Genomic DNA, 23234 nt, shown 5'->3' on the forward strand with positions numbered 1-23234 from the left:
CTCGGCGGCCCTGTCTGTCCGCGCGTGCTCCCTATGCTTCTCCGAACGGACGCAACGCCCCCGCGGCGCGATGTTCATCGTGCTCCGGGTGCTGCCTGTGCAGCTCGCTGTCGAGCGCCGCGCTGTCGGGCTGACGCAGCTTCGTGAAGCCGCCGCGATAGACGTCCTCGACGTACGACATGATGTTTTCCTGCGCCACCGACGACAGGATCGCGTGATCGGTGTGCTTGCAGAAGGCCACGTGAATGCGCGTGAAGCGCGCGAGCCGCGCGCCGCGCACACCGAAGTAGCGCTCGAGCTCCTCGACGCCTTCGTCCAGCACACCGAACACCAGGTGCGTGTCGACGCCCCGTGCTTCGAGGTTCGCGAACAGATGCCGCTCGTCGCGCGCGCCGAATTCGAGGCCGCACAGTTGCTCGATCCGGTCGGCCAGCGTTTCGCCGGTCCGCGCGAGCTGGCGTACCACCAGCTCGCGCACGAGGCCCCAGCCGCCCGTCTCGCCCTTGAGCACACGCAGCCATTTGCCCGGCTGCTTCATCGAGCGCATGTAGTTGCGCGTCGAACCGAACGCGGACACCGGGATCATCGGCTTGCCGTGTTCGTCGCAGACGTTATGCCATCTGAACTTCTGCACGTTGACGATCACCGCGCCCACCACCGCCGCTTCGCGCGTCGCCGCATGCAGGCCGGTGTAGGCGCCCGAGCAGATGCCGAGCAGCATCGCGCCAGCATGACCGCGCGCGGCAAGCCAGCGCGATGCGCACGCGGCGTCGCCGATACTCGACTGAGAGTACAGCGCGTCGAGGCTCAACGTGTCGCACGACGGCATGCTGTCGCCGACACCACCCACGTCGATGCGCAGCGACGCGATCCCCTGGCGTGCGAGACGCCGCGCGAAATGCACGCCGAAACGCCCATTGCCGATCCGCGAGACCGCGCCGGTATTGAGCAGCAGCACCGCCGGCGCGCGCGCCGCCGCGGCGCCGTCGGGCCGGCAGTAGATGCCGAACACCTTGCCGTCGTTCAGCCACACCGGCGTCTCGTGCAGCCTCGGCGCGACATAGTGGCCGCCCGCTGGCTCCTCGCCTCGCTCGGGAACGCGCGCCACCGTTTGAGCCGTTCGCGCGCTCCCCGCCAGCAGCCAGTTCTCGATGGTCTCGAACGCGGCGTGCGGTATTTCGCTTTCGAGCGGTTCCATCATGAAGCGGCTGTATTCGTCGAACGGATGACGCTCGAGCTCGACGCCATGTTCGCTGTAATGCGCGGCGAGCGCACCGGCGCGCACCGGGTTGAGTGAATCGAGCAGCAGCACGCGCGCGGCCGGCCGCCTCGTCGCGCGATACAGATCCGCCGCGTGCAGGCTTTGCAGCGTGTCGCGATACATGCGGAAGCCATACGCTTCGACGAACTCGTCGGTATCGGGTTCGACCACGCAATCCATCGCGGCTGGATCGTTCAACCACTGCCGGTAATGCGCGCGCAATTCGCGCTGGTAAGTCTTGCCCGACAGCACCGGCGACATCAGCACGAGACCGTGCACATCGCCAAGTTCCTGCGCGGCAAGCGCGGCCAGCATGCCGCCGAGACGCAGACCGCACACGCTGACACGCTCGACGCCGGTCGCCTCGCGCAGCTGCGCGACCGCCTGCTTGACGCTGTCGATCCATGCGCGCCACAGGCCGCCGTCGGTCGGATCGCCGGCTGAATCGCCGGTCGCCGGGTAGTCGAAGCGCAGCACCGGCATGCCGCGCGCGGCGAGGTGCTCAGCGAGCCGGCGCATGCCGCGATACGTGCACAGCGTGTCGTAGCCAAACGGGGAACACATCACAACGCCATCCGGGCCGTTGGCTGGATGCAACCAGCCGAATTTGCCGTCGAAGACGATGGGTCTCACAGTCCGCTCCTTACTCTTCCTTTTCAAGTGATTACAACAAAGGTGCTCTCGCGCATATGTGCGTCGCGCCACATTGGTTTGGGCTCCGAATCGCGCTGCGCTGGCGTGTGTATCGATGAGCATGCTGTGCAGTGCAGCAGGCCCCGCGCATGGACCGACGTGCGGCGGATCGCGTCGGTCATGCGCTGTAGTCGATGCCCGCGACTGCGTGCAGCGTGCCGCGAGCATGACGTGATGGAGACGGCGCGGGCACGCTCAGGCGTGCTCCGCAGTGCGGTGCGCGCGGCCGGCTCGTGGCTAACCACCCCGCTACCCTATGACCTTTGCCATTTAACCCCTCCCGATCGCGGCTATCTGTACGGCCACCCACACAGTCACGCGGCGCCCGGGGGCAAGATGCAAGACCTGCGACGCGTTGATGCCGCCGCGTATGTCCGCGCGGCCCCTTCTCACCGGCCCGGCAATGGAACATGGAACGAAGCATCGTCAGGAACATCTTCATCAACTTTGTCGGCGCCGTCGCGCCGACCTTCGTTTCCCTCGTGACGGTGCCCATCTACATTCATCTGCTGGGCGCCGAGCGTTACGGGGTAGTCAATCTGGTATGGGCGCTGATCGGCTACTTCAGCGTCCTCGATCTGGGCACCAGTCTGGCGACCGAAAACCAGATCGCCAAGGCTCGCGCGGCCAGCGACGATTCGATCGAACCGATCTTCTGGAGTGCGTGGTTCATGAATCTCGGTACCGGCATCATCGGCGGCGCGCTGATCTATGCCGGAGCCATTGTCTACATCACCTACGGCGTGAAAATCGAGCCGACGTTCCAGCATGAAGTGTTGGCGAGCCTGCCGTGGATCGCGGTCGCCGTGCCGATCGCGAACGTGACCTGGGTGTTCGCGGGCGCGATTACCGGCGTCGAGTGCTTCACGAGCTACAACATCAACCAGACGCTCGGCACCGCGCTGTTCCAGCTGCTGCCGATCGCGGCGGTCCTCTGCTTTTCGCCGTCACTGGCGATCGCGATTCCAGCCGCCGTGATCGCGCGTTTCGTCGGCGGCCTGATGCTGGGCGTGGCCGCCATTCGCGCGCTCGGCATTCGCCGTATGCGGATGCCGCAATGGCGCTTGATGATCGGGCTGTTCCGCAACGGCCGCTGGCTGCTGATGTTTTCCGGCGCCAACATGATCGCGTCGACGCTCGACCGCGTGTTCATCGGCGGACTGCTCGGCGCGCGCTTCGTCACTTACTACGCGACGCCGCAAAACCTGATCAATCGATTGAACCTGCTGCCGCTCGCGATCGTGCGCACCCTGTTTCCGCGACTGTCGGCGGCGTCGCGCGAGGATGCGGATGCGCTCGCGCACAACGCGCTCGCCTTTCTCAATGGAGCATTTACGCCATGCATGATCATCGCGCTGTTCGCCCTGAAGCCGTTTTTGCTGCTGTGGCTCGGACCGCAGCTCGCCGCCGCGGCGCCGGTCGCGAGCGTGCTGATCCTCGGCGTGTGGCTGAGCGGCCAGTCGAGCATCCTCGGCAGCCTGTTGCAGGCGCAGACCCATCCCGGGGCAGTGGCGAGCGTCAGCTGGCTTCAGTTGCCGTTCTTTACCGGCGCGTTATGGTGCGGCATCCACTGGTTCGGCATCATGGGCGCGGCGGTCGTCGTCGTGCTGAAGGCGCTGCTCGATTACTCGGTGTTGCTCGCGTTCTCACGGCTGCATGCATGGACGATCGTGCGCAACTTGCTCGCGCATCTCGCGTTTCTGCTCGTCGCGCTCGCGCTCGCGGATTCGATCAGCGCGTTGCTGCTGGCGATGGTCGTCGCGCTCGCGTTGAGCGCGGCGAACTTCGGCATGTCGCTGCGCGGGTCGAGCGAGTTGCGCGACGTGCTTTACAGGCTCTGGCTGCGTTACGCGCCGTCATCCGGACGGGCACAAGGCTGAGCCCCGGCGCGCGCAATCAATGACGCCGGTCCACCGCTCGTTCACGGTCGGTGGACCTGGATGCCAAGGCTGAAAACACGTACCCAGCCAACGCGGCATCACAACAGTTCGAACGTATTGACGAACGATGCGCCGTCGCGCTCGCGGCGCCTCGGACCGAAGCGCGCCTGAGCGCCGCGCACCTGACGCGTGAGACCGATGAACGGCATACCGTGTTCGAGGTACGGTCCTGCCGTCTTGCGAAAGCCGAACTGCTCGTAGAACCCGCGCAAGCCAAGCGGTGCGCTCACGCGCGTGGCGCGGCCCGGCCAGCGTTGGGCGACCGCTTCGAGCACACGCTCGATCAGCATCTCGGCGGTGCCGTCGCTGCGCCGCAGCGGACTCGTCAGCACCTTGTCGATCGTCACTTCCGGATCTTCGGAATCGCCGGGCTGCACCCGCGCATAGGCGAGCACCGGCATCGGCCGCGCCATGTCTTCGACCGCGAACACATGCAAGGCCTGCTCGTCGCGACCGTCCGCGTCGAGGCACACATGCGACTGCTCGACGACGAATACCGCACTGCGCGCACGCAGCACGACATACAACTCACGTGCAGATAGCTGATCGAACTCCAGCGTTTTCCAGTTCATCACGCCCCCGGCTGTCAAAATTTTCGGCGGGTCCGGCGATGCCTGCCGGTGCGCGACGGCAGGCCGATCCATGACGGTCCCTCATCATCGACTACACGGTAACGTGCGCGAAAGATGTGCTTCCGTACGCCATCGCACTGACGCTCGGGGTTGACGAATCTTTAATACGAGGCAACGAAGCGCAGCCTTGCCACGTTCGCCCGGTATCGCAGATGGCTTCACGCAGGCCCGCCTGCAACACCGCACTGCACCATCGCGAACGCACGCCGCGGTCTTCGCTCCGCACGTAACTACACACGACAATCAGGTGCCGACGTCATTCGACCTCGGCACCCACCGGCAGACCTTTGACCATAAGGGGAGCACTGCATGAAGACTGCATTGAGACGCATCCTTTCTGAATCCGCACGCCTGGATGTCCCGGTGGAAAGCCTCGCCGACGACGCCGACCTCTATGCTGCCGGACTCTCATCGCTCGCGACCGTGCATCTGATGCTTGCCATGGAAGACGAATTCAACGTCGAAATTCCTGACCGTATGCTGACGCGCCGCCTGTTCTCGAGCATCGACTCGATGGCCGCCGCGATGACGGAGTTGCAGCGGGCCAAGGCGGCAGCATGAGTGCGCCGCTGCTGGGTCAGGCCGCCGCAGCGGCCTCCGGGGCGGCCTCGAACTCGACTACTGACGCACGGACCGGCGATGGCCAGGGCGCTGCCACCGGGGCGCTGACCGCGCTCGATACCGGTCCCGAATGGCGTGCTGCAGCGCATCGTTGCGCGGCGATCGCCTCGCAGTACGCGGACGCCGTGGACCGCGAGGCGCGCTTTCCGGTCGAGGCGTTCGACGCGCTCAAGGCCGAGCGTTTGCTGTCGGCGATGGTGCCGACCGCTTTCGGCGGCGCGGGCCTGTCGCTTGCCGATATCGGTGCGATCTGCGAAACGCTCGCGCAGGGCTGCGCATCGACCGCGATGATCTATGCGATGCATCAGATCCAGGTCGCGTGCATCGACTCTCATCGCGGCGCCTCCGCCTGGCAAGCGAGCCTGCTTGCACAACTGGCCGAGCAGCAATGGCTGCTCGCGTCGGCGACGTCGGAAGAGACGATCGGCGGCAACATGCGCACGAGCGCGTGCTCGGTGGAGCTCGATGGCGCGCGTTTTCGGATCGAAAAACTCGCACCGACGATCTCGTACGGCGCGCATGCCGACGGCATCCTCGTGACCGCGCGGCGCACCGCCGACGCGGCCGCGTCCGACCAGGTGCTGATCGTCGCGCTGCGCGCCGATACGCAGCTCGAGCGGCGCGGCGACTGGGACGCGATGGGCATGCGCGGCACCTGCAGCGAGGGCTTCCGGCTCGTCGCGACGGGACTGGCCGACCAGATCCTCGCGACGCCGTTCGCCGACATCGCCGATCAGACCATGCTGCCCGTGTCGCACACGCTGTGGGCGTCGGTATGGACCGGCATCGCCGTCGACGCGGTCAATCGCGCGAAAGCGTTCTTCCGCGCGCAGGCGCGCGCGAAGCCCGGCACGATGCCGCCGGCGGGCCTGCGGCTCGCCGAAGCGGTCGGGCTACTGCAGATGATGCAGGCGCGTCTAGCGGTCGCGCTGGAGGCCGCGCGCGCCGCGCATCAGGCACGCGAGGGCGCGACCCAGGCGGACGCCCCGCTCGCGGCGATGCTCGGTTTCGCGTCGGACATGAATACGCTGAAGACCAGCATTTCGACCACCGCGCTGCAGGTCGTACAGGAAGTGCTGATGATCTGCGGCATGGCGGGCTACAAGAACGGCACGCCCTATAGCGTCGGCCGCCATCTGCGCGACCTGCACTCGGCGCCCTTGATGATCAATAACGACCGTATCGCGCAGAACACCGCGAGTCTGCTGCTCGCGCAACGTCCTGCCGCGCCGGGGAGACCGTGAATGAAGCTGATGACCGATACCGCCGCTGTCGCCGCGGCCGCCGCCGCCGCGGACGTGGGGCCTTCGCTCACGCTGCGCGACGAGATGCTGGCCGCCGGCCTGCTGATCGATACAGGTGAAAACGGACTGTATGGCCGCAGCCAGGTTTTCGAGGACGTGATCGAGCGGCTGAACCTCGCGATTACGCAGCTGGGTAAAGATCAGCAAGCCGAAGTATTGCGTTTTCCGCCCGCGATGCGCCGCACCGACTTCGAGGATAGCGAATACCTGAAGAGCTTTCCGAATCTCGCGGGCACCATCCATTCGTTTTGCGGCGACGACATGGACCACCACCGTCTGCTGCGCGCGCTCGACGATGCGATGGCCGACCGCGACGACGACCGCGGCGACGCGTGGCTCGCGCAACAGAAACCGACGCGCGTCGTGCTGACGCCGGCCGCCTGCTATCCGATCTATCCGGTGATGGCGCGGCGCGGCGCGCTGCCCGCCGACGGCCGCACCGTCGACGTGCTGTCGTACTGCTTCCGTCATGAGCCGTCGCTCGATCCGGGCCGCATGCAGATGTTCCGTCAACGGGAATACGTGCGTCTCGGCAGCCCCGAGCAGGTGATGGCGTTCCGGCAGATGTGGATCGAGCGCGGCTCGCTGCTTGTGAAGCTGCTAGGCTTGCCGGTCGAAGTCGATCTCGCGAACGATCCGTTCTTCGGCCGCGGCGGCAAGATCGTCGCCGATAGTCAGCGCGCGCAAGCGCTCAAGTTCGAGTTGCTGATCGCGGTCGCCGATCCGCGCGGCAAGACGGCCTGCCTGTCGTTCAACTATCACATGGACCACTTCGGCGCGATCTGGAAGATCGCCTGCGAAGACGGCACGACCGCGCATACAGGTTGTGTGGGCTTCGGCATGGAACGCATCACGCTCGCGCTGTTCCGTCATCATGGGCTCGACGTCGACGCGTGGCCCGACGAGGTGCGCGCGCTGCTGTGGGGCGATACCGAGACGCGCGTCGCGGATGCGCTGCAGGCGGCGCTATCTACGCAAACCGCGACCGTCGCCGGGGAGCGCGCATGAATCCATCGCCGACTTCGGCGCTTGCCGGCGCGCTCGCCAACTCGTCGCTGCCGCGACGCGCAGGCGATCTGCCGACGCATCAGCAGACCCACGCGGTGCCCGGTGCCGGCACGCAGTTGCGCGAGCACGTAGCGCACGCGCTGCATCAGGGCGAACGCGTGTGGCAGGAGACCAACTGCTATGTCGATCTGTGGATCGAGCTGCTGCACGGCTTCGGGCTCGATCCGCGCGCGGCGCTCGCGTTCACGGTCACGCAGGATTTCGAAGGCGATCAGTTCACGTTCTTCAAGTTTCCGCTCGATGATCTCGAACGTCTGTATGGCACCCAGGTGCAGGAGCTCGCGATCTACGACTCGCTCGAAGAGCGCGTGCTCGCGCAGACGCTGCGCGGCCATACCGTGCTCGTCGAGGTCGACGGCTACTACCTCCCCGATACGCGCGCGACCTCGTATCGCCGCGAGCATCCGAAGACCACGATCGGCATCGACTTCGTCGACACCGCCGCGCGCCACCTCGGCTATTTCCACAACACCGGCTACCACCGGCTCGAGGGCGACGACTACGACGGCGTGTTTCGCAAGCTGCCGCACTTCACCGCGCAGCCCGATCTGCTGTTTCCATACGTCGAGTTCGCCAAGCAGGCGCGGCCCGCGCTCGAAGGCACCGCGCTCGCGGAGGCGTCGGCGGAACTGCTGTGCGCGCATCTGGAGCGGCGTCCGCTGATCAATCCGATATCGCAATGGCGTGCCGCGTTTCCCGCGCATCTCGATACGCTGTTCGAGCGCGACGAGGCGTACTTCCATCTGTACTCGTTCAATCTGATGCGGCAGCTCGGCGCGAACTTCGAGTTCCTGTCGAAGTATCTGCAGTGGCTGTTCGCACAAGGCTTCGAGATCCCGCCGACGATACCGGCCGCCGCGCAACGCATCGCGTCGGAGTCGATGGTGATGCAGTTCCGGCTCATTCGCGCGATCGCGCGCGGCCGTCGCGATACCTGCGAAGACTGCTTCGACGTGCTTGAAAGCGCTTACGAAAAAACGCTGCCACCGCTGGCCGCTCTGGTGCGCTAGTACGGCGATGCGTTGTTGCGCGCACTTCGTGCCGCGCGGTTTTTCCGGGAATTGACCGTGGATGTATCGACACTCGATCCGCCCGCTGGCGAGAGCGATGCTGGCCGTGCGCGCGCGGCCGGCGCGATCGCGCAAGCGCATGATGCGGGCACTGCCCGCGCCGCGCCCTCGCTATGGCCGCAACGGCTCGACACCGGCTGGGCCTGTCTGAGCACCCCGCCGCACGCCTATGAGTCGCCGGCCGATCTGCCCGCGCAAGGCTGGCTCGCCGCGCAGGTGCCCGGCACCGTCGCGAGCGTGCGGCTCGCCGCCGGTCTGCTCGATGTCGATCACCCGCCACCGCTCGCTTTCGACGATCACTGGTATCGCGTCACGCTGATCGGTACGGGGCGGCGCCGCTTGCGTTTTCATGGACTCGCGACGCTCGCGCAAGTGTGGCTCGACGATGTGAAGCGGCTCGATTCCGCATCGATGTTCATCGCCCATGATCTGGATATCGAACTGGATGGCCGCGCGACGCTCGTGCTGTGCTTTCGCTCACTGACGCCAGCGTTGGCGGCCAAACGCTCGCGTGCGCGCTGGCGGCCGCGACTCGTGTCGCCGCCGACGCTTCGCAGCGTGCGCACCACGCTGCTCGGCCATATGCCCGGCTGGTGTCCGTCGATTCAGACGGTCGGCCCGTGGCGTCCGATCGAAATGCTCGGCGACGCGCCGCACGCATTCGACACGATTGATCTGACCAGCCGGCTCGAGCAAGAGGATGGGGTTGTTTCGTTGACGTTACGTTTCGTACGTCCCCACGACGTCGCGGCCTGCCGCGCGACACTTTTTTGCGGCGACCATGTTTCGTCCTTGCAATGGCACGATGCATATACACTCACCGGCGACGTGCGCGTGCCCCACGCGAAACGCTGGTGGCCGCATACGCATGGAGAGCCCACTTTATATCCTCTGACGTTGCAGCTCGTCGACGGCAGCGTGATCTCTCAGTCTCTGGGCTCGATCGGCTTTCGTCGTATCGAAGTGGACCGCGGCGCCGATGCTGCGGGATTCGCCTTGCGCGTGAATGAAGTGCCCGTATTCTGTCGCGGCGCGTGCTGGACCAGCGCCGACCTCGTCACGCTAGCAGGCACCGATACGCAATTGCGCCATACGTTCGAGCTCGCGCGCGCCGCTGGCATGAACATGCTGCGCGTCGGCGGCACGATGCTCTATGAGTCCGATCTGTTTTATGCACTCGCCGACGAGTACGGCCTGCTGATCTGGCAGGACTTCGCGCTGGCGAACTTCGACTACCCGAACGATGCAGCGTTCAGCGCACTGATCGAGCGCGAAGCGAGCCAGTTCCTGAGCCGCACGCGTCGCTTTGCCTCGCTCGCGGTGCTGTGCGGCGGCAGCGAGGTCGACCAGCAGGCGGCGATGTTCGGACTGCCCGCGGCGCGGCGCGCGCAAGCGTTGTTTACCGAGCTGCTGCCCGCGCTCGTCGCGCGCGAACGCGAGGACGTGCCCTATGTCAGCAATTCGCCATCGGGCGGCGCGTGGCCGTTTTCGACCAACGAGGGCGTCACGCACTACTACGGCGTCGGCGCGTATCAGCGCCCGCTCGCCGACGTGCGCCGCGCGCAGGTGCGCTTCGCGGCCGAATGCCTGGCATTCGCCAACGTGCCTGACGAGGCGACGCTGCATGACGCGCTCGGCACGATCCACACGCACGATCCGCGCTGGAAAGCCGCCGTGCCGCGCGATCCTGGCGCAGGCTGGGATTTCGACGACGTGCGCGATCATTATCTGCAGGCGCTTTACGGCGTCGAGCCGGCGCGCTTGCGCTATGAAGATGCGGCGCGTTATCTGGATCTGTCGCGCGCGGTGGTTGCGGAGCTGATCGGCGATGTGTTCGCCGAGTGGCGGCGCGCGGGCTCGTCGTGCGGCGGCGGCCTCGTTTGGCAATTGCAGGATCTGCGCGCAGGCGCGGGCTGGGGCGTGATCGACGCAACAGGGCGGCCGAAAAGCGCGCTGCACGGCTTCGCGCAGACACTGCAGCCGTTGCAGATCACGCTCACCGACGAAGGCCTGAACGGCCTCGATATCCATCTGATCAACGAGCGCGCGCAAACGTTTTGCGGCGAACTCGAACTGGTCTGTCTGCGCGATGGCAGCGTGAAGGTCACGACCGCGCGACGCGCGCTGACGCTTGCCCCGCGCAGCCTGCAACGCATCAGTGCGGCCGCGCTTCTGGGCCAGTTCTTCGATTTCACGCATGCGTACCGCTTCGGCCCACGCGCGCACGATGTCACGATTGCAACGCTCTACGATGCCGCTAGTGGCGAGATCGTGTCCGAAGCGTTTCATCTGCCCGAGCGTAGCGTGCACGCGCATGATGACCTCGGTATGACCGTCGAGGTCGAACGTCGAGGCGACGGCAGCGGCTGGCAGCTTGCGATCGAAACGAAGCGCTTTGCGCGCTTCGTTCATATCATTGACCCGCGTTATCGCGCGGCGCGCGACTGGTTCCATCTCGCGCCGAACCGGCGCTGTATCGTGCCGCTCCATGCGCTCGAACCGCTGCTGCCGACCGCCTTCGCGGCATCGCCGCAAGAACTCGTTGCTCCCGCATCAAACGCCGCTTTTAAAGCGGATGAAACATGCGGGGCACCCCAGGGGGAAGTCCGCGCGATCAATGCGCTATCCGCCATCTTCTACGGCTAGTGGTCATTCCGAACTAGTCGCACACACGCGAAGCGCCACCAAGCTCGCTTCGCAGGTCTCGAACTGTCTGCCCGGCGCGCTCACTGTTGGCTCGAACGCGACTGTTGCCTGCTTTGAAAGGCCTTTTGTGCGACAGCGTACGCACTCCATTTAACACTTCTGAATCATTTCCGGCACTTCACGAAGAGCGCTTCAAAACGTGCATGCGACGCCAGGTTCAAATCTGAGACAGCTTCGACAGCATCCCTGTTTTTGGCCGTGAAGCCTTTGATATCAAGGGATTCGCCCAAACCAAAAGCTTTCATACGATGCATTCCCCATCCGGCGAGGGTGTGCAGAACTGAAACAAAAAGCCGCTTTTACTCTCCCGACGTGCTTCGGAATTCTTCGCTGCGCCGCATCAGCAGGCGTTTTCCCTAACGTTGGCACGGTCCTCGCTACTACTTTGACGCAACAGAGTGCCACCGCACACGAGCGCAACAACAGAGGCGGTGGCAGACAGGCCTAAAACGGGGCCGATGCTGTTCATCCTAGCTGCTCGCCGGGCAGCCCACTTCCGAGGATGCGGCCATCGGATCAAATAAACGGAGAGAGTCGCGCGAGGCGTGACTTTCATGCGAGGACCGATCATGTTGACACTTCAATCCGATTTGCACGGTAACCATTTGCTGGGCGCATTGCCGTCGCCCGAATGGCAGGCACTGGCTCCCCACCTCGAACTGGTTCATCTGCGCACCGAGCAACTGCTATGCGACTCGGGTCAACGGATCCATCATGTGTACTTCCCCACCACCGCGATCATCTCGATGCTCTCGACGATGGAAGACGGCAGCTCCGTCGAGATCGCCGCGGTCGGCCGCGAAGGCATGACCGGCGTGCCGGTCCTCACGGGCGGCGAAACCATGCCCAACCGCGTACAGGTGCAATGCGCGGGCTTCGCCTACCGGATGAGCGCGCAGGCGCTCAAGCAGCAGTTCGCGCGGTCCGACTTCCTGCGCCGCCTGATGCTGCTGTATATGCACGCACTTCTGACCCAGGTCGCGCAGACCGCCGCGTGCAATCGCCATCACGCGCTCAACAAGCAACTGTGCCGCTGGCTGCTGATCGAGGTGGACCGCGTGGCGTCGAACGATCTGACCGTCACGCAGCAGCTGATTGCCGACATGCTCGGCGTGCGCCGCGAAGGCATCACCGAAGCGGCCGGCAAGCTGCACGACGAAGGCCTGATTCATCATAGCCGCGGTCATATCAAGGTGCTCGACCGCAAGGGCCTCGAAGCCCGCGCGTGCGAATGCTACGGCCTCGTGAAACGCGAATTCGATCGTCTGCTGCCGCGACTGCGCCAGGCCGAGACCGTCGAATAAGCGGCACGCGGCTCGATGACCGGGGTCGATTTGCCTATGTTCAGGATTACTGCTCGATGTCTCGACGCACTGTTCGTGATTGCGGGCGGTCTACTCGCCCACTGGATGCGCTTTTCCGCGCCGATCGCGTTCGCCGATACCGAGCGTCTTCTGACCGCGTTCAAGTGTGTGCTGGTTCTGTTGCTGTTTCCGTACTTCGGGGTCTATGAGACGTGGCGCGGCAAGGCGCTCGCGCCGGTGCTCGCGCGAATCGCCGCCGCGTGGCTCATGGTGGTCGCGACCGCGCTCCTGCTCGCGTTCACGCTGCATCGGACGGATGCGGTGTCGCGCCTGTGGATCGGCTACTCGACGCTGATCTCCGGCGGGTTGATCATCGCGACACGCTGCATCATGCACGTGGTGCTGCGCTTCGTACGTCGCCGCGGCATGAACGCGCGCACCGTCGCGCTCGTCGGCGCACCGGGGTTTGCGCGCACGCTGCTCGCGCATCTCGAGCATGCGCCGCAAGCGGGCTTCAAACCGGTGTGCGTGTTCGACACCAGCGTGCAAGGCCACGACGCGTATGGCGCGCGTCTGACCCGCCTACCCGTGCTGACGGATCTGGAAGCGTTCGCGACGAAGGTACGCAATGACCGCGTGAACGAAGTGTGGCTCGCGTTGCCGCTTTCCGAGGAACACACGATCTACCGCTTCACGCGCACCTTCAGACACGACTTCGTCAATCTGCGCTTCATTCCCGACGTGCGCAGTCTGTCGCTGTTCAATCATGCGATCGTCGATGTCGTCGGTTTGCCGACGCTGAATCTGAGCGCGACGCCATTCTCGTCGCCGCAGATTTGGCCCAAGCTGATGTTCGACCGCCTGTTCGCCGTGCTCGCGCTCATCGTGCTCGCGCCGGTGTTCGCCGTGCTCGCGATCGGCATCAAGCTCACGTCACCGGGACCGGTGTTTTTCCGGCAGATCCGCAAGGGCGTCGACGGCCAGCCGTTCGGCATCTACAAGTTCCGCTCGATGACCGTGCACCAGGAAGAGCACGGCCAGATCACGCAGGCGACCCGCAACGACTTGCGCGTGACGAAGCTCGGCAGCTTCATGCGCCGCACGAGTCTCGACGAGCTGCCGCAGTTTCTGAACGTGCTGCTCGGTCAGATGTCGGTGGTGGGTCCGCGTCCGCATGCGGTCGAACACGATGATCTGTACAAGGACCAGGTATACGGCTACATGCACCGTTACCGCATCAAGCCCGGCATCACCGGCTGGGCCCAGGTCAACGGCTATCGCGGCGCGACCGCCAAGGTCGAGAAGATGGAAGCGCGCGTGAAGTTCGATCTCTTCTATATCCAGAACTGGTCGTTCTGGTTCGACATGAAAATCGTCTTCATCACGATTTTCAAGGGCTTTGTCGGCCGCAACGCGTTCTGACCATGCCATCGAGGGGAATCGCATCCGGGAGTGTCGGTCATCGTGCCGGCACTGCGGCGCATGCGAAGTGCGGGTACTGAAGGCGGTGCGCCGAAGGATCGCCGGAATGCGCCTGCGTTCCATTCGAGAAAAACACCCAACCGGGCAACAACGCGTACGCGCCGCTGCGAATAGAAGCGCCAACGCCGGCGGCCCGATCGACAGCCGCCGTGGTTGACGCAAGATGAGCAGCCGCGACGGACCACGTCACGGACGGGTCCGCGACACCGCCTCTACAGGAACGCGCTGACATCGGTCTGAAACCGTACCGCGAGCGCCTTGGCGACTTTCTTGCTGATCGCGCGGCGCCCCGCGAGAATATCGCTGACCACCGTCGGCGACGCGATGCCGGCCAGATCCTTCTGCTTGAGACCATGCGTGATCAGCAGATGGCGCAGGACCTCGCGCGGCTCCGCTTTTGGAATCGTCAGGTTGCGCGCTTGCCAGTGACCGACCAGTTCCGTCACGATCGCGTGCAGATCGGCGAGCGGATCGTTGTCGTTGCCGCTTAGATGATCGGACAACGAATTGGCGACTCGCACCATCTGGTGATAATCCTCTTCGGTGCGAATCGGCGTGATCGGCAACTGGCTCTTCAGCGCAGCCCACGTTGCGGAGATGTCGGGAAAGGGTCCCGGAAGGCGATCGGCATTCATGAGTTTAAATTCGTCCTCGTCCAAAAGCCGTCGGCGCGTTAATCGGTGACGCGCGAATGACGACTGCCTGTTGTAGTGAATCGCCGTGACACGCCGAATTGCCGGCACGGCGAACTTCGCAGTGAGGAAATTCAGCGATCACGATAGCGAACGTCTGCTTCAGGTCGTTATGGCCACGCGAGGCATGCCACGCCAGCGAATATCTCGCCCATAGCGCGTGGTGCGCACCCCGATGTCGTTTTTGAAATCCAATACTGCTTGCTTGACAATGACCCGCCGCGGCTGGCCTTGCACGCGCGGCGCGTATCGCGCGATACGCGATATGCGCTGCCCACACAAAGCGCGAAGCGGACGCGCCCACACCAATAGCCGCCCGGACGCGTTGGTCAGAACGGCTCGTTACTGCCCGTTGCGAAATCACTGCATGACGACGAAAACCTCTTTCTCTCCTATCGAAAACTCCACGAGGCGAGAACAGCGAAAGACTCTCACCTCATTGCCTCCACCCGCTTTTCGGCGCCGTGTCTCTGGCGATGCCGAGTTGCCGGGGCGCGAGATCGGGCTCCGCCCACCTCACCTGCTCCCCCAGCTCCATCGCCGGCAGACCCTGAGCGACCGCCGCAATCGTGCGCGTGACCTCGGCCATGAATGCCCGTCGGAACACCGGAGCCGAAAACCGCTCGGCATTCGCGCGACAGGCCGCCGGCGTGATGTACGCGCTCAGCCGCTCGAAGCGGTCGATCGCGTCGAGCACTGACACTGCCGTCTGACGCGCGAAGAAAACGCCGGTCGGGTGCGGGTCGCCGACCGGCACTACCGTTTCGAGCGCCCCGCCCCTGGCGAACGCAATGACCGGCGTGCCGCAGGCCTGCGCTTCGAGCGGCACGATGCCGAAATCCTCCTCGGCGGCGCACACGAAGGCTCGCGCGCGCGCCAGATAATCCTTCAGTATGCCGAATGGCTGATAGCCGAGGACCGTCACGTTCGGTCCGGCCTTCGCGCGGATCGACGCCATCTGCGGCCCGTCGCCGATCGCGACCAGCTTGCGCTGCGGCGTGGCGTTGAACGTCTCGACGATCAGATCGATGCGTTGGTGCGGCACCATCCGCGACACGGTCAGATAGAAATCGTCTTTTTCGGTGCGCAGTTCGAATTCGTTGACGTCGACGGGCGGCGGAATCACCGCGGCATCGCGCCGATAGGTTTTCATCATGCGCCGCGCGACCGACTGCGAATTCGCGATCAGACGATCGACACCATTCGTCGACTGCGCGTCCCAGCCGCGCAGGTAATGCAGCAATAGCCGCGCGGCCCACGACTTCGGCCCGCGCAGCAGATTCGCTTCGCGCAGATACTGATGCTGCAGATCCCACGCATAGCGCATCAGCGAGTGCACGTAACTGATGTGCGTCTGATGAGGGCCGACCAATACGCCCTTCGCGACCGCGCAAGAACTGGTGATGATCAGGTCATAGCTCGACAGATCGAACCGTTCGACGGCGAGCGGCATCAAGGGCAAATAGGCGCGATAACGGCTGCGCGCAAACGGCAGGCATTGAATGAACGACGTGGCGACCGGCTTACCGGCAAGCGGCGTGCGATCTTCGAGAAAATCGACGACGCTGAAAACGTCGGCGTCGGGAAAGCACTCGATGATCTGCCCGAGCACTTTCTCGGCGCCGCCGGGAGCGACCAGCCAATCGTGCACGATCGCCACTTTCATATTCCGTCCTATCTGTCACGAATCGCCACCTGGCCTCAGAGAAGAGTGTATGTGCCACGTTCCTGACTGTGCGTGCGCGTGCCCACATTCGACGTGCGACAGTACGCGAGTAATTCGGAGAGTCCGTTCGCGCCTGCAAAATCACGGCTTCATTCCCGTGCTTTCGTATGTGCACTACGCCTGACGTATCGCCCCACGCCTGCTCGCCCAGTCCAGCCCACACCTTTACGATCGGAGCGCTGCGCGAGCGACAGGCGTGCGGCGTCGATGGCAGCCGTGCCGCCGTGCCTCGCGTGCCTCGCGTGCCGTTTGGCGATCGGAGCAGTCAGTCGGGAGGGCCGGGTTCGCCCTGGGGGAATTCGCCGGGCGCTGCACGGCGCGCGACGCAGTGGTGCTGCTGTCGGACGGTCCGTTGCGCATGCGCTTCGAAGCGCTTGGCGCGCGGGTGGTTGGCGACGCGCGCGTGTCGGGCATCGCGCGGCTGGCGTCGGCGGCTAATTGTGTGCGCACGGTGCCAGTCATTTTCCGCCAGGTGCGCGCGATTGCCGCCGCGGCGGGCGGTATAACCGGAATCGTACGGCACGACCGCAACAAAAAACGCGTGTGAACCGTTGGAACGGCTCACACGCGTCAGAGCGAACAGAAACGCAATTCGCTTAATTCTGGCCGTAAGTGATCGTTTGCACGCCGGTGTCCGTGCCGAGCAGGCACAGATTCGCGCCGCGGCCCGCGAACAGGCCGACCGTGACGACGCCGGGCCATGCGTTGATATGCGCCTCTAGCGTGCGCGGGTCGCTGATGCTCAAGCCCTTCACGTCGATGATCTCGTTGCCGTTGTCGGTGATGAACGGCACACCCTCTTTCGTCACACGCACGACGGGCACGCCGCCCAGCGCCGTCACGCGCCGGCCGATCGCGGTGCGCGCCATCGGCACGACTTCGATCGGCAGCGGGAAATGGCCCAACGTTTCGACGACCTTGCTCGCATCCGCGATGCAGACGAATACTTCCGACACCGACGCGACGATCTTCTCGCGCGTGAGCGCGCCGCCGCCGCCCTTGATCATCGCGCCGCTGTGATCGATTTCGTCGGCGCCGTCGACGTACACCGGCAGCGAGTCGATCTCATTCAGGTCGAGTACCTTGAAGCCGTGCGATTGCAGACGCGCGGTGGTGGCGAGCGAACTCGACACCGCACCGCGATAGCGGGATTTGGTGGCGGCCAGCGCGTCGATGAAGCAGTTCGCGGTGGAGCCCGTGCCGACGCCGATCACCGAGCCTTGCGGCACGTTGGCATTCACGTAATCGGCGGCGGCCTGGCCGACCAGTTGCTTGAGTTCGTCTTGAGTCATGGGAGAGGCGGGAGAAGCGTGAAAAACACGTAGTTTACCGGAGTGGCGCGGAGAAGGCCGGGTTTGGGTGGCTTTGTGCCCCGGATCAGTCAGACGGAGATGCTGAGCAATCGGCTATGGGCGGGGCTACGCTAAAGCGCCTCCTCCTGCGCGAATAGCTGTATTTTCCGCACTCAAAACAAAACGCCCGGAACCACCACCGCGCTCCGGGCGCAAACAATCGGCCAACAATAAGAACGACGACACCAAAACTACTTCTTCACCGCCCGCTGCCGGACAGCCTCGAACAGACACACTCCGCTAGCCACGGATACATTCAAACTCTCCACCGTCCCCGCCATCGGAATGTTCATGACGACATCGCAGGTTTCACGCGTCAGACGTCGCATGCCCTCGCCTTCGGCCCCCATCACGAGCGCCACCGGCCCGTCGAGTTCCGTTTCGTAGACACTCTTCTGCGCGTCGTCGGCCGTGCCGACCACCCAGACACCCGCGTCCTTCAGTTCGCGCAGCGCGCGCGCAAGATTCGTGACCGTGATGTACGGGACCGTGTCGGCCGCGCCGCTCGCGACTTTCGCGGCGGTCGCGTTCAGTCCCACCGCGCGATCGCGCGGCGCGATCACCGCGTGGGCGCCGGCCGCATCGGCGACGCGCAAGCAGGCGCCGAGATTGTGCGGATCGGTCACGCCGTCGAGCACGAGGATCAGCGGCGAGCCGCTGATGCCGTCGAGCAGTTCGGCGAGATTCTGCGCGAGCGGCAGATCGCCCGCGCGCGCGACCACGCCCTGATGACGTTCCGTGCGCGCGAGGCCCCACAGACGCGTTTCGTCGGCGGCGATCAGACGCACGCCCGCGTCCTTCGCGGCCTGCAGGAATTCGGTCATACGACGGTCCTTGCGCGTCGCGTCGTAATAGACATCCTCGACGGTCGACGCATCGTGCCGGATACGCGCGGTCACTGCGTGGAAACCGTATAAAACCTTATGACGTGCCATGACTGAACAACCTTTGATGGGGCGCGCATTCAACGCGCGCCACTGTGATGAATATGAAACCAAAAGGCAGACCGCGCGCAGCGGGCACGTGCTCACGTGCCCGCTGCGCGCGGTCCCGGCGCTGTGAAAGCCTCAGCGCTTCTTGCGTGCCTGCTTCGACGCCGCCTTGGTCGCGACACCGTGCTTCCTCGCCACGCGCGCTTCCTTGACCGCCGCGCTCTGTGCGGGCGCGGCCTTCTTGCGCCGCGGACCCGGCACCGACGCGCCACTTTCCACCGGCGGCATCACGCGCACGCGCGGGCCAGCGCCTTCTCCCTTGTCCGCCGCGATGCCACGTGCCGCAGGCGGCTTGATCGGCGTATCGCGCACAAGGCGGAAGTCGATCTTGCGCGCGTCGAGATCGACGCGGCTCACCTGCACGCGCACGCGGTCCGACAGCCGGTAGCGAATGCCGGTGCGCTCGCCGCGCAGTTCGTTCTTGATCTCGTCGTACTGGAAGTAGTCGGAGCCGAGTTCGGTCACATGCACGAGGCCTTCGATGAACAGCGAATCGAGCTGCACGAAAATGCCAAACGACGTGACGCCGTTGACCATGCCGCCATACTCTTCGCCGAGCTTGTCGCGCATGAAATAGCACTTGAGCCACGCTTCGACATCGCGCGATGCTTCGTCCGCGCGGCGCTCGTTCGCCGAGCAGTGCAGCCCAAGTTCTTCCCAGATCGCCACGTTGTTCGCGCGCCCGCGGGCGCCGCGCCTTTCCTCGTCGGCCTGCTGCATCGCGCGGGCGCGCGGCGACAGTGCGGTATTGAGTTCGACGCCGTGCGGCGGCTGCGGCTGATACTTACGGCCCTGCAGGATCGCGTAGATCGCGCGATGCGTGAGCAGGTCGGGATAACGGCGGATCGGGCTCGTGAAGTGCGCGTAGGCCTCGTAGGCGAGGCCAAAGTGGCCGATGTTGTCGGGGCTGTAGACCGCCTGCTGCATCGAGCGCAGCAGCATCGTCTGCAGCATCGAGGCGTCGGGCCGGTCGCGGATCTGCGCCATCAGTGCGGCGTAGTCGCTCGCGTGCGGCGTGTCGCCGCCGCCGAGCGTCAGGCCCATGCCGCGCAGGAAGGTACGCAGGTTCTCGAGCTTTTCCGCGCTCGGTCCCGCATGCACGCGGAACAGGCCCGGATGCTTGTTGCGCTTGAGGAAGTCCGCCGCGCACACGTTCGCGGCCAGCATGCATTCCTCGATCAGCTTGTGCGCGTCGTTGCGCGTGCGCGGCACGATCTGCTCGATCTTGCCCTGCGCGTTGCAGACGATGTACGTCTCCGTCGTATCGAAGTCGATCGCGCCGCGCTTCTGACGCGCCGCGAACAGCGACTTGTAGACGCCATACAGATTCTGCAGTTGCGGCAGCAACGCGGCGCGGCGGGTCGCTTCCGGGCCTTTGGTGTTTTTCAGCACCGCGGCGACCTCCGTGTAGGTGAGCCGCGCGGCCGAATGCATGACGCCCGGATAGAACTGATACCCCTTCACGTCGCCACGCGCGGTGACGATCATGTCGCACACGAGCACGCAGCGGTCGACTTGCGGATTCAGCGAGCACAGTCCGTTCGACAGCTTCTCCGGCAGCATCGGGATCACGCGGCGCGGGAAATACACCGACGTGCTGCGCTCGATTGCGTCGGTATCGAGTCCGCTTTGCGGAAGCACGTAATGCGACACGTCCGCGATCGCGACGATCAGGCGGAAGCCATCGCCGCGGCCCACTTTCACCGGCTCGCAATAGACGGCGTCGTCGAAGTCTCGCGCGTCCTCGCCGTCGATCGTGACGAGCGGCACGTCGCGCAGATCGACGCGATGGCGGATGTCGGCCGGGCGCACTTCGTCGGGCAGCTTCGCCGCTTCCGCCAGCGCGGCCTCGCCGAACTCGTGCGGCACGCCGTACTTGCGCACCGCGATTTCGATTTCCATGCCGGGGTCGTCGATATCGCCCAGCACTTCGACCACGCGGCCGAGCGGCTGCGAATGACGGCTCGGAAAATCGGTCAGTTCGACCACCACGACCTGCCCGACCTTCGCCTTGCGGGTGTTCTGCGTGATCAGGATGTCGTGGCCGATGCGCTTGTCTTCGGGCGCGACGATCAGCGCGCCGTTCTCGTTGAGCAGACGGCCGATCACGCGCTTGTTCGCGCGGTCGGTGACCTCGACGATGTGCCCTTCGGGCCGCCCACGCCGGTCATAACCGACGATGCGTGCGAGCACGCGGTCGTTATGCATGACCTTCTGCATCTCGCCGTTGGGCAGGAACAGGTCGTCCTGGCCGTCGTCGCGAATCAGGAAACCGTAGCCGTCGCGATGGCCCTGGACGCGGCCCGCGACGAAGTTCGACGGATGGGTCAGTTGATAGAGATTGCGCTGATCGAGCCGGATCTGGCCGTCGCGCTCCATTGCGCCGAGACGCTTGAAAAATCCTTCGCGCTCCTGGCGCTTGATCGACAGGGCTTCGGCGATGTCGTTCGCGGCAAGCGGCATTTCACTCGTGCGCAGCACGCCGAGGATTTCTTCGCGGCTTGGAATCGGATACGGAAATTTGCTCAAGGGCTTGTCGATGATTTTTTCTCGTTGCATGGACGTCGGTCGGCGATGTGATCCGGCCTGGAAGGCGTTTGCGTAATGCGCGCAGTCGCGCTCGGCTGCATCTGCACGGCGGCTGCGCTGCCTCGGTCATTGCACCTGCTGCTTTCTGCTCTTCTGCTCCATTGCGATTTGCACTGGAAACTGCCTGGCTCCGGCTCGTTCGACGCCAGCCGACGCGCGTCTGCCTGATGGCATGTCGACACTCGCGTCGGGACGCCGGATGCGCATCGTGCCAACGAACTACTGCGAGGCATTCTAACACCCGTGTCGGGCGCCACGCGGGCCTGCGGCGGTGGTTGGGACGCATAGTTCGCCGGGGCCGCCGCGAGGTTGAATCGCGTTCGGCAAATCGCTTGACAGGTCGGAATCTGTCGCTATAATGGCGGTCTTTGCTGTTCATCACCTGCCCAGGTGGCGAAATTGGTAGACGCACTAGGTTCAGGTCCTAGCGGTGGCAACACTGTGGAGGTTCGAGTCCTCTCTTGGGCACCAGATTCAAAAGTAGAGCCGCCTTTTGGCGGCTCTACTTTTTTGTGCCTGGTAGTCGAAGTCGCTGTTTGTGTTTCGATTGCCGGATCAGCAGGACGGTGGTTCAGTAGCGATTGCATTACTTCGCTGCGCATTCAACCGAGCGGATGAGAAAAGCAAGTTTGTTTGAAGCAGAAATTGACAAACTTAATCATCTTGCTAAAATAGCTGTCTAGCTTGAAGACGTGCCCAGGTGGCGGAATTGGTAGACGCACTAGGTTCAGGTCCTAGCGGTGGCAACACCGTGGAGGTTCGAGTCCTCTCCTGGGCACCATAAAGCTGATTAAGGTAGTACAACGCAGTCCAGCAAGACCCCGCAAAGCCTTATCGTAGCGGGGTTTTTTGCTATTTGCGGTCCATCGTCATCCCGCATCTCGCCGCCTACGCCGGCCTCGCCCCGGTCACCCGACGCTCAGGCTCGTCTATCCGTGGCGAATACCCCTCCAGACGCGGCAACAAGGTGCTCAAGAGAGCACTCTTCCTCTCCGCCTTTGCTGCCCTGCGAGACCCGAGGGACTATTACGCCCGCAAGGTCCAGCAGGGCAAGCGCCACAATCAGGCGCTCATCGCTCTTGCCAGACTGCGCTGCGACGTGCTGTTCGTGAAGGCGCGCGCATGCAATCCGGCCCGCTGGTCGTGTCACACGCGCAACTGGACACCGGTTGGTGCCGTGACGCTTAACCCCGAACGTGACCCAGTCGTTGAGATGGCGTCGATCGGCGCAAATAAACAGCCTCTGGCTGCATGAGTGAGGCGACAACCTGCTTGACGCGCGCCGGAGTCCGCCGGTACGACACAATCTGGACGATTGGATAGCATGCCCGGTTTTACTGATTCAACAGTCACTCGCAGTTGCAAGCCCTGGATAACCAGGTTGCCGGGAGTCAATCACATTCACGCAATCTCCGGGTCGCAGATCAAGTGGACTATCAACGTCGCGTGTCGAGCCATCCGGCAGCTTGACACCGTATCGATAGATCTTGACTGGTGAGTCAGCCGGCTTTTCAAACAGACGGGAGATGTCGAAGCTCAGGCCTGCGCCGAGCCCTACTCCATCGATGCCGCCGCCAAAGCCACCCGCGCCAACACTGGCCGACGGCGCGCCCGACGCCTGATGCATGACCGTCGTCAGATACTGCTGGCCGGTAATCTGCCCTGTACTCACGTGAGCGTCGTCTGGCATCGGACCGGCCATCCCGCCCGTCGTGCTGCAGCCCGACTGCGCCGCCAGCACTATCATGAACAGGGCAGCGCGGGCCCATCGATGCATCGTCGATTTTTTCTGATCCATGCCT

18 protein-coding genes, 2 tRNA genes and 1 pseudogene are annotated in these 23234 nt (G+C 64.4%); 12 read left to right on the forward strand and 9 right to left on the reverse strand.

The window, feature by feature from the left end; genetic code table 11:
- Positions 1 to 31: 31 nt before the first annotated feature.
- Positions 32 to 1894 (reverse strand): alpha/beta hydrolase family protein, encoded by a 1863-nt coding sequence (locus tag OKW44_RS27275; RefSeq protein ID WP_018418233.1) that lies wholly within the window; start codon positions 1892 to 1894, stop codon positions 32 to 34.
- Positions 1895 to 2364: 470 nt separating this feature from the next.
- On the opposite strand from OKW44_RS27275, the gene OKW44_RS27280 reads away from it, so the two are divergent.
- Positions 2365 to 3834: an oligosaccharide flippase family protein gene (locus OKW44_RS27280; protein WP_018418234.1), complete on the forward strand. Its 1470-nt coding sequence runs from the start codon at positions 2365 to 2367 to the stop codon at positions 3832 to 3834.
- 98 nt (positions 3835 to 3932) lie between these two features.
- Here OKW44_RS27280 and OKW44_RS27285 read toward each other — a convergent pair whose 3' ends face one another.
- Positions 3933 to 4466, reverse strand: a complete 534-nt coding sequence (locus OKW44_RS27285) for a GNAT family N-acetyltransferase (protein ID WP_018418235.1) — start codon at positions 4464 to 4466, stop codon at positions 3933 to 3935.
- 369 nt (positions 4467 to 4835) lie between these two features.
- Here OKW44_RS27285 and OKW44_RS27290 point away from each other — a divergent pair, with 369 nt between their 5' ends.
- The 5 genes from OKW44_RS27290 to OKW44_RS27310 are packed head-to-tail and all read left to right on the forward strand — an operon-like array spanning position 4836 to position 11235.
- Positions 4836 to 5087, forward strand: a complete 252-nt coding sequence (locus OKW44_RS27290) for an acyl carrier protein (RefSeq protein ID WP_026225422.1) — start codon at positions 4836 to 4838, stop codon at positions 5085 to 5087.
- Positions 5084 to 6391: an acyl-CoA dehydrogenase family protein gene (locus OKW44_RS27295; RefSeq protein ID WP_018418237.1), complete on the forward strand. Its 1308-nt coding sequence runs from the start codon at positions 5084 to 5086 to the stop codon at positions 6389 to 6391. Before OKW44_RS27290 ends, OKW44_RS27295 begins: the two co-directional genes overlap by 4 nt.
- Complete coding sequence (locus OKW44_RS27300) at positions 6392 to 7459, forward strand: amino acid--[acyl-carrier-protein] ligase (RefSeq protein ID WP_018418238.1); 1068 nt, start codon at positions 6392 to 6394, stop codon at positions 7457 to 7459.
- Positions 7456 to 8529 carry a DUF1839 family protein gene (locus OKW44_RS27305; RefSeq protein WP_018418239.1) on the forward strand — a complete coding sequence of 358 codons (1074 nt, stop codon included), beginning with the start codon at positions 7456 to 7458 and terminating at the stop codon, positions 8527 to 8529. Before OKW44_RS27300 ends, OKW44_RS27305 begins: the two co-directional genes overlap by 4 nt.
- Positions 8530 to 8586: 57 nt before the next feature.
- A complete protein-coding gene (locus OKW44_RS27310) occupies positions 8587 to 11235 on the forward strand; it encodes a glycosyl hydrolase 2 galactose-binding domain-containing protein (RefSeq protein ID WP_429411927.1) in 2649 nt (882 codons plus the stop codon).
- Between the two features lie 164 nt (positions 11236 to 11399).
- On the opposite strand, the gene OKW44_RS27315 is transcribed toward OKW44_RS27310, so the two are convergent.
- A complete protein-coding gene (locus tag OKW44_RS27315) occupies positions 11400 to 11540 on the reverse strand; it encodes a hypothetical protein (RefSeq protein ID WP_162633895.1) in 141 nt (46 codons plus the stop codon).
- 324 nt (positions 11541 to 11864) lie between these two features.
- On the opposite strand from OKW44_RS27315, the gene OKW44_RS27320 reads away from it, so the two are divergent.
- Together OKW44_RS27320 and OKW44_RS27325 are read left to right on the forward strand one after the other, a co-directional pair.
- Positions 11865 to 12599, forward strand: coding sequence for a Crp/Fnr family transcriptional regulator (locus tag OKW44_RS27320; protein WP_026225424.1), 735 nt, complete (start codon positions 11865 to 11867; stop codon positions 12597 to 12599).
- A 36-nt stretch (positions 12600 to 12635) separates the two neighbouring features.
- Positions 12636 to 14021 (forward strand): undecaprenyl-phosphate glucose phosphotransferase, encoded by a 1386-nt coding sequence (locus OKW44_RS27325; protein WP_018418242.1) that lies wholly within the window; start codon positions 12636 to 12638, stop codon positions 14019 to 14021.
- A gap of 272 nt (positions 14022 to 14293) precedes the next feature.
- On the opposite strand, the gene OKW44_RS27330 is transcribed toward OKW44_RS27325, so the two are convergent.
- Both OKW44_RS27330 and OKW44_RS27335 read right to left on the reverse strand, forming a co-directional pair.
- On the reverse strand, positions 14294 to 14716 hold the full coding sequence (locus OKW44_RS27330; RefSeq protein WP_026225425.1) for a helix-turn-helix domain-containing protein: 423 nt from the start codon (positions 14714 to 14716) through the stop codon (positions 14294 to 14296).
- Between the two features lie 493 nt (positions 14717 to 15209).
- The gene (locus OKW44_RS27335; RefSeq protein WP_018418244.1) at positions 15210 to 16439 is read right to left on the reverse strand and encodes a glycosyltransferase family 4 protein; all 1230 of its coding nucleotides are present in this window, start codon (positions 16437 to 16439) and stop codon (positions 15210 to 15212) included.
- Between the two features lie 388 nt (positions 16440 to 16827).
- Between OKW44_RS27335 and OKW44_RS27340 the strand changes: the two genes are divergently transcribed.
- Positions 16828 to 17046 carry a hypothetical protein gene (locus tag OKW44_RS27340; protein ID WP_018418245.1) on the forward strand — a complete coding sequence of 73 codons (219 nt, stop codon included), beginning with the start codon at positions 16828 to 16830 and terminating at the stop codon, positions 17044 to 17046.
- Between the two features lie 49 nt (positions 17047 to 17095).
- Here OKW44_RS27340 and rpiA read toward each other — a convergent pair whose 3' ends face one another.
- The 3 genes from rpiA to rnr form a co-directional block, all read right to left on the reverse strand.
- Complete coding sequence (rpiA, locus tag OKW44_RS27345) at positions 17096 to 17791, reverse strand: ribose-5-phosphate isomerase RpiA (RefSeq protein ID WP_018418246.1); 696 nt, start codon at positions 17789 to 17791, stop codon at positions 17096 to 17098.
- A 251-nt stretch (positions 17792 to 18042) separates the two neighbouring features.
- Positions 18043 to 18786, reverse strand: a complete 744-nt coding sequence (rlmB, locus tag OKW44_RS27350) for a 23S rRNA (guanosine(2251)-2'-O)-methyltransferase RlmB (protein WP_026225426.1) — start codon at positions 18784 to 18786, stop codon at positions 18043 to 18045.
- Positions 18787 to 18918: 132 nt separating this feature from the next.
- Complete coding sequence (gene rnr, locus OKW44_RS27355) at positions 18919 to 21402, reverse strand: ribonuclease R (protein ID WP_018418249.1); 2484 nt, start codon at positions 21400 to 21402, stop codon at positions 18919 to 18921.
- A gap of 414 nt (positions 21403 to 21816) precedes the next feature.
- On the opposite strand from rnr, the gene OKW44_RS27360 reads away from it, so the two are divergent.
- The 3 genes and pseudogenes from OKW44_RS27360 to OKW44_RS27370 all read left to right on the forward strand — a co-directional run.
- Positions 21817 to 21903, forward strand: a tRNA-Leu gene (locus OKW44_RS27360).
- Between the two features lie 223 nt (positions 21904 to 22126).
- A tRNA-Leu gene (locus OKW44_RS27365) sits at positions 22127 to 22213 on the forward strand.
- Positions 22214 to 22309: 96 nt separating this feature from the next.
- Positions 22310 to 22687: pseudogene (locus OKW44_RS27370) on the forward strand (transposase); the annotation flags it as partial.
- Positions 22688 to 22774: 87 nt separating this feature from the next.
- Here the strand turns inward: OKW44_RS27370 and OKW44_RS27375 are convergent.
- Entirely contained in the window at positions 22775 to 23230 is a 456-nt protein-coding gene (locus OKW44_RS27375; RefSeq protein ID WP_018418251.1) for a hypothetical protein, read from the reverse strand.
- Between the last annotated feature and the right edge of the window lie 4 nt (positions 23231 to 23234).

This window comes from Paraburkholderia lebeckiae (assembly GCF_050436325.1).
In the GTDB taxonomy this organism is placed as follows: domain Bacteria; phylum Pseudomonadota; class Gammaproteobacteria; order Burkholderiales; family Burkholderiaceae; genus Paraburkholderia; species Paraburkholderia tuberum.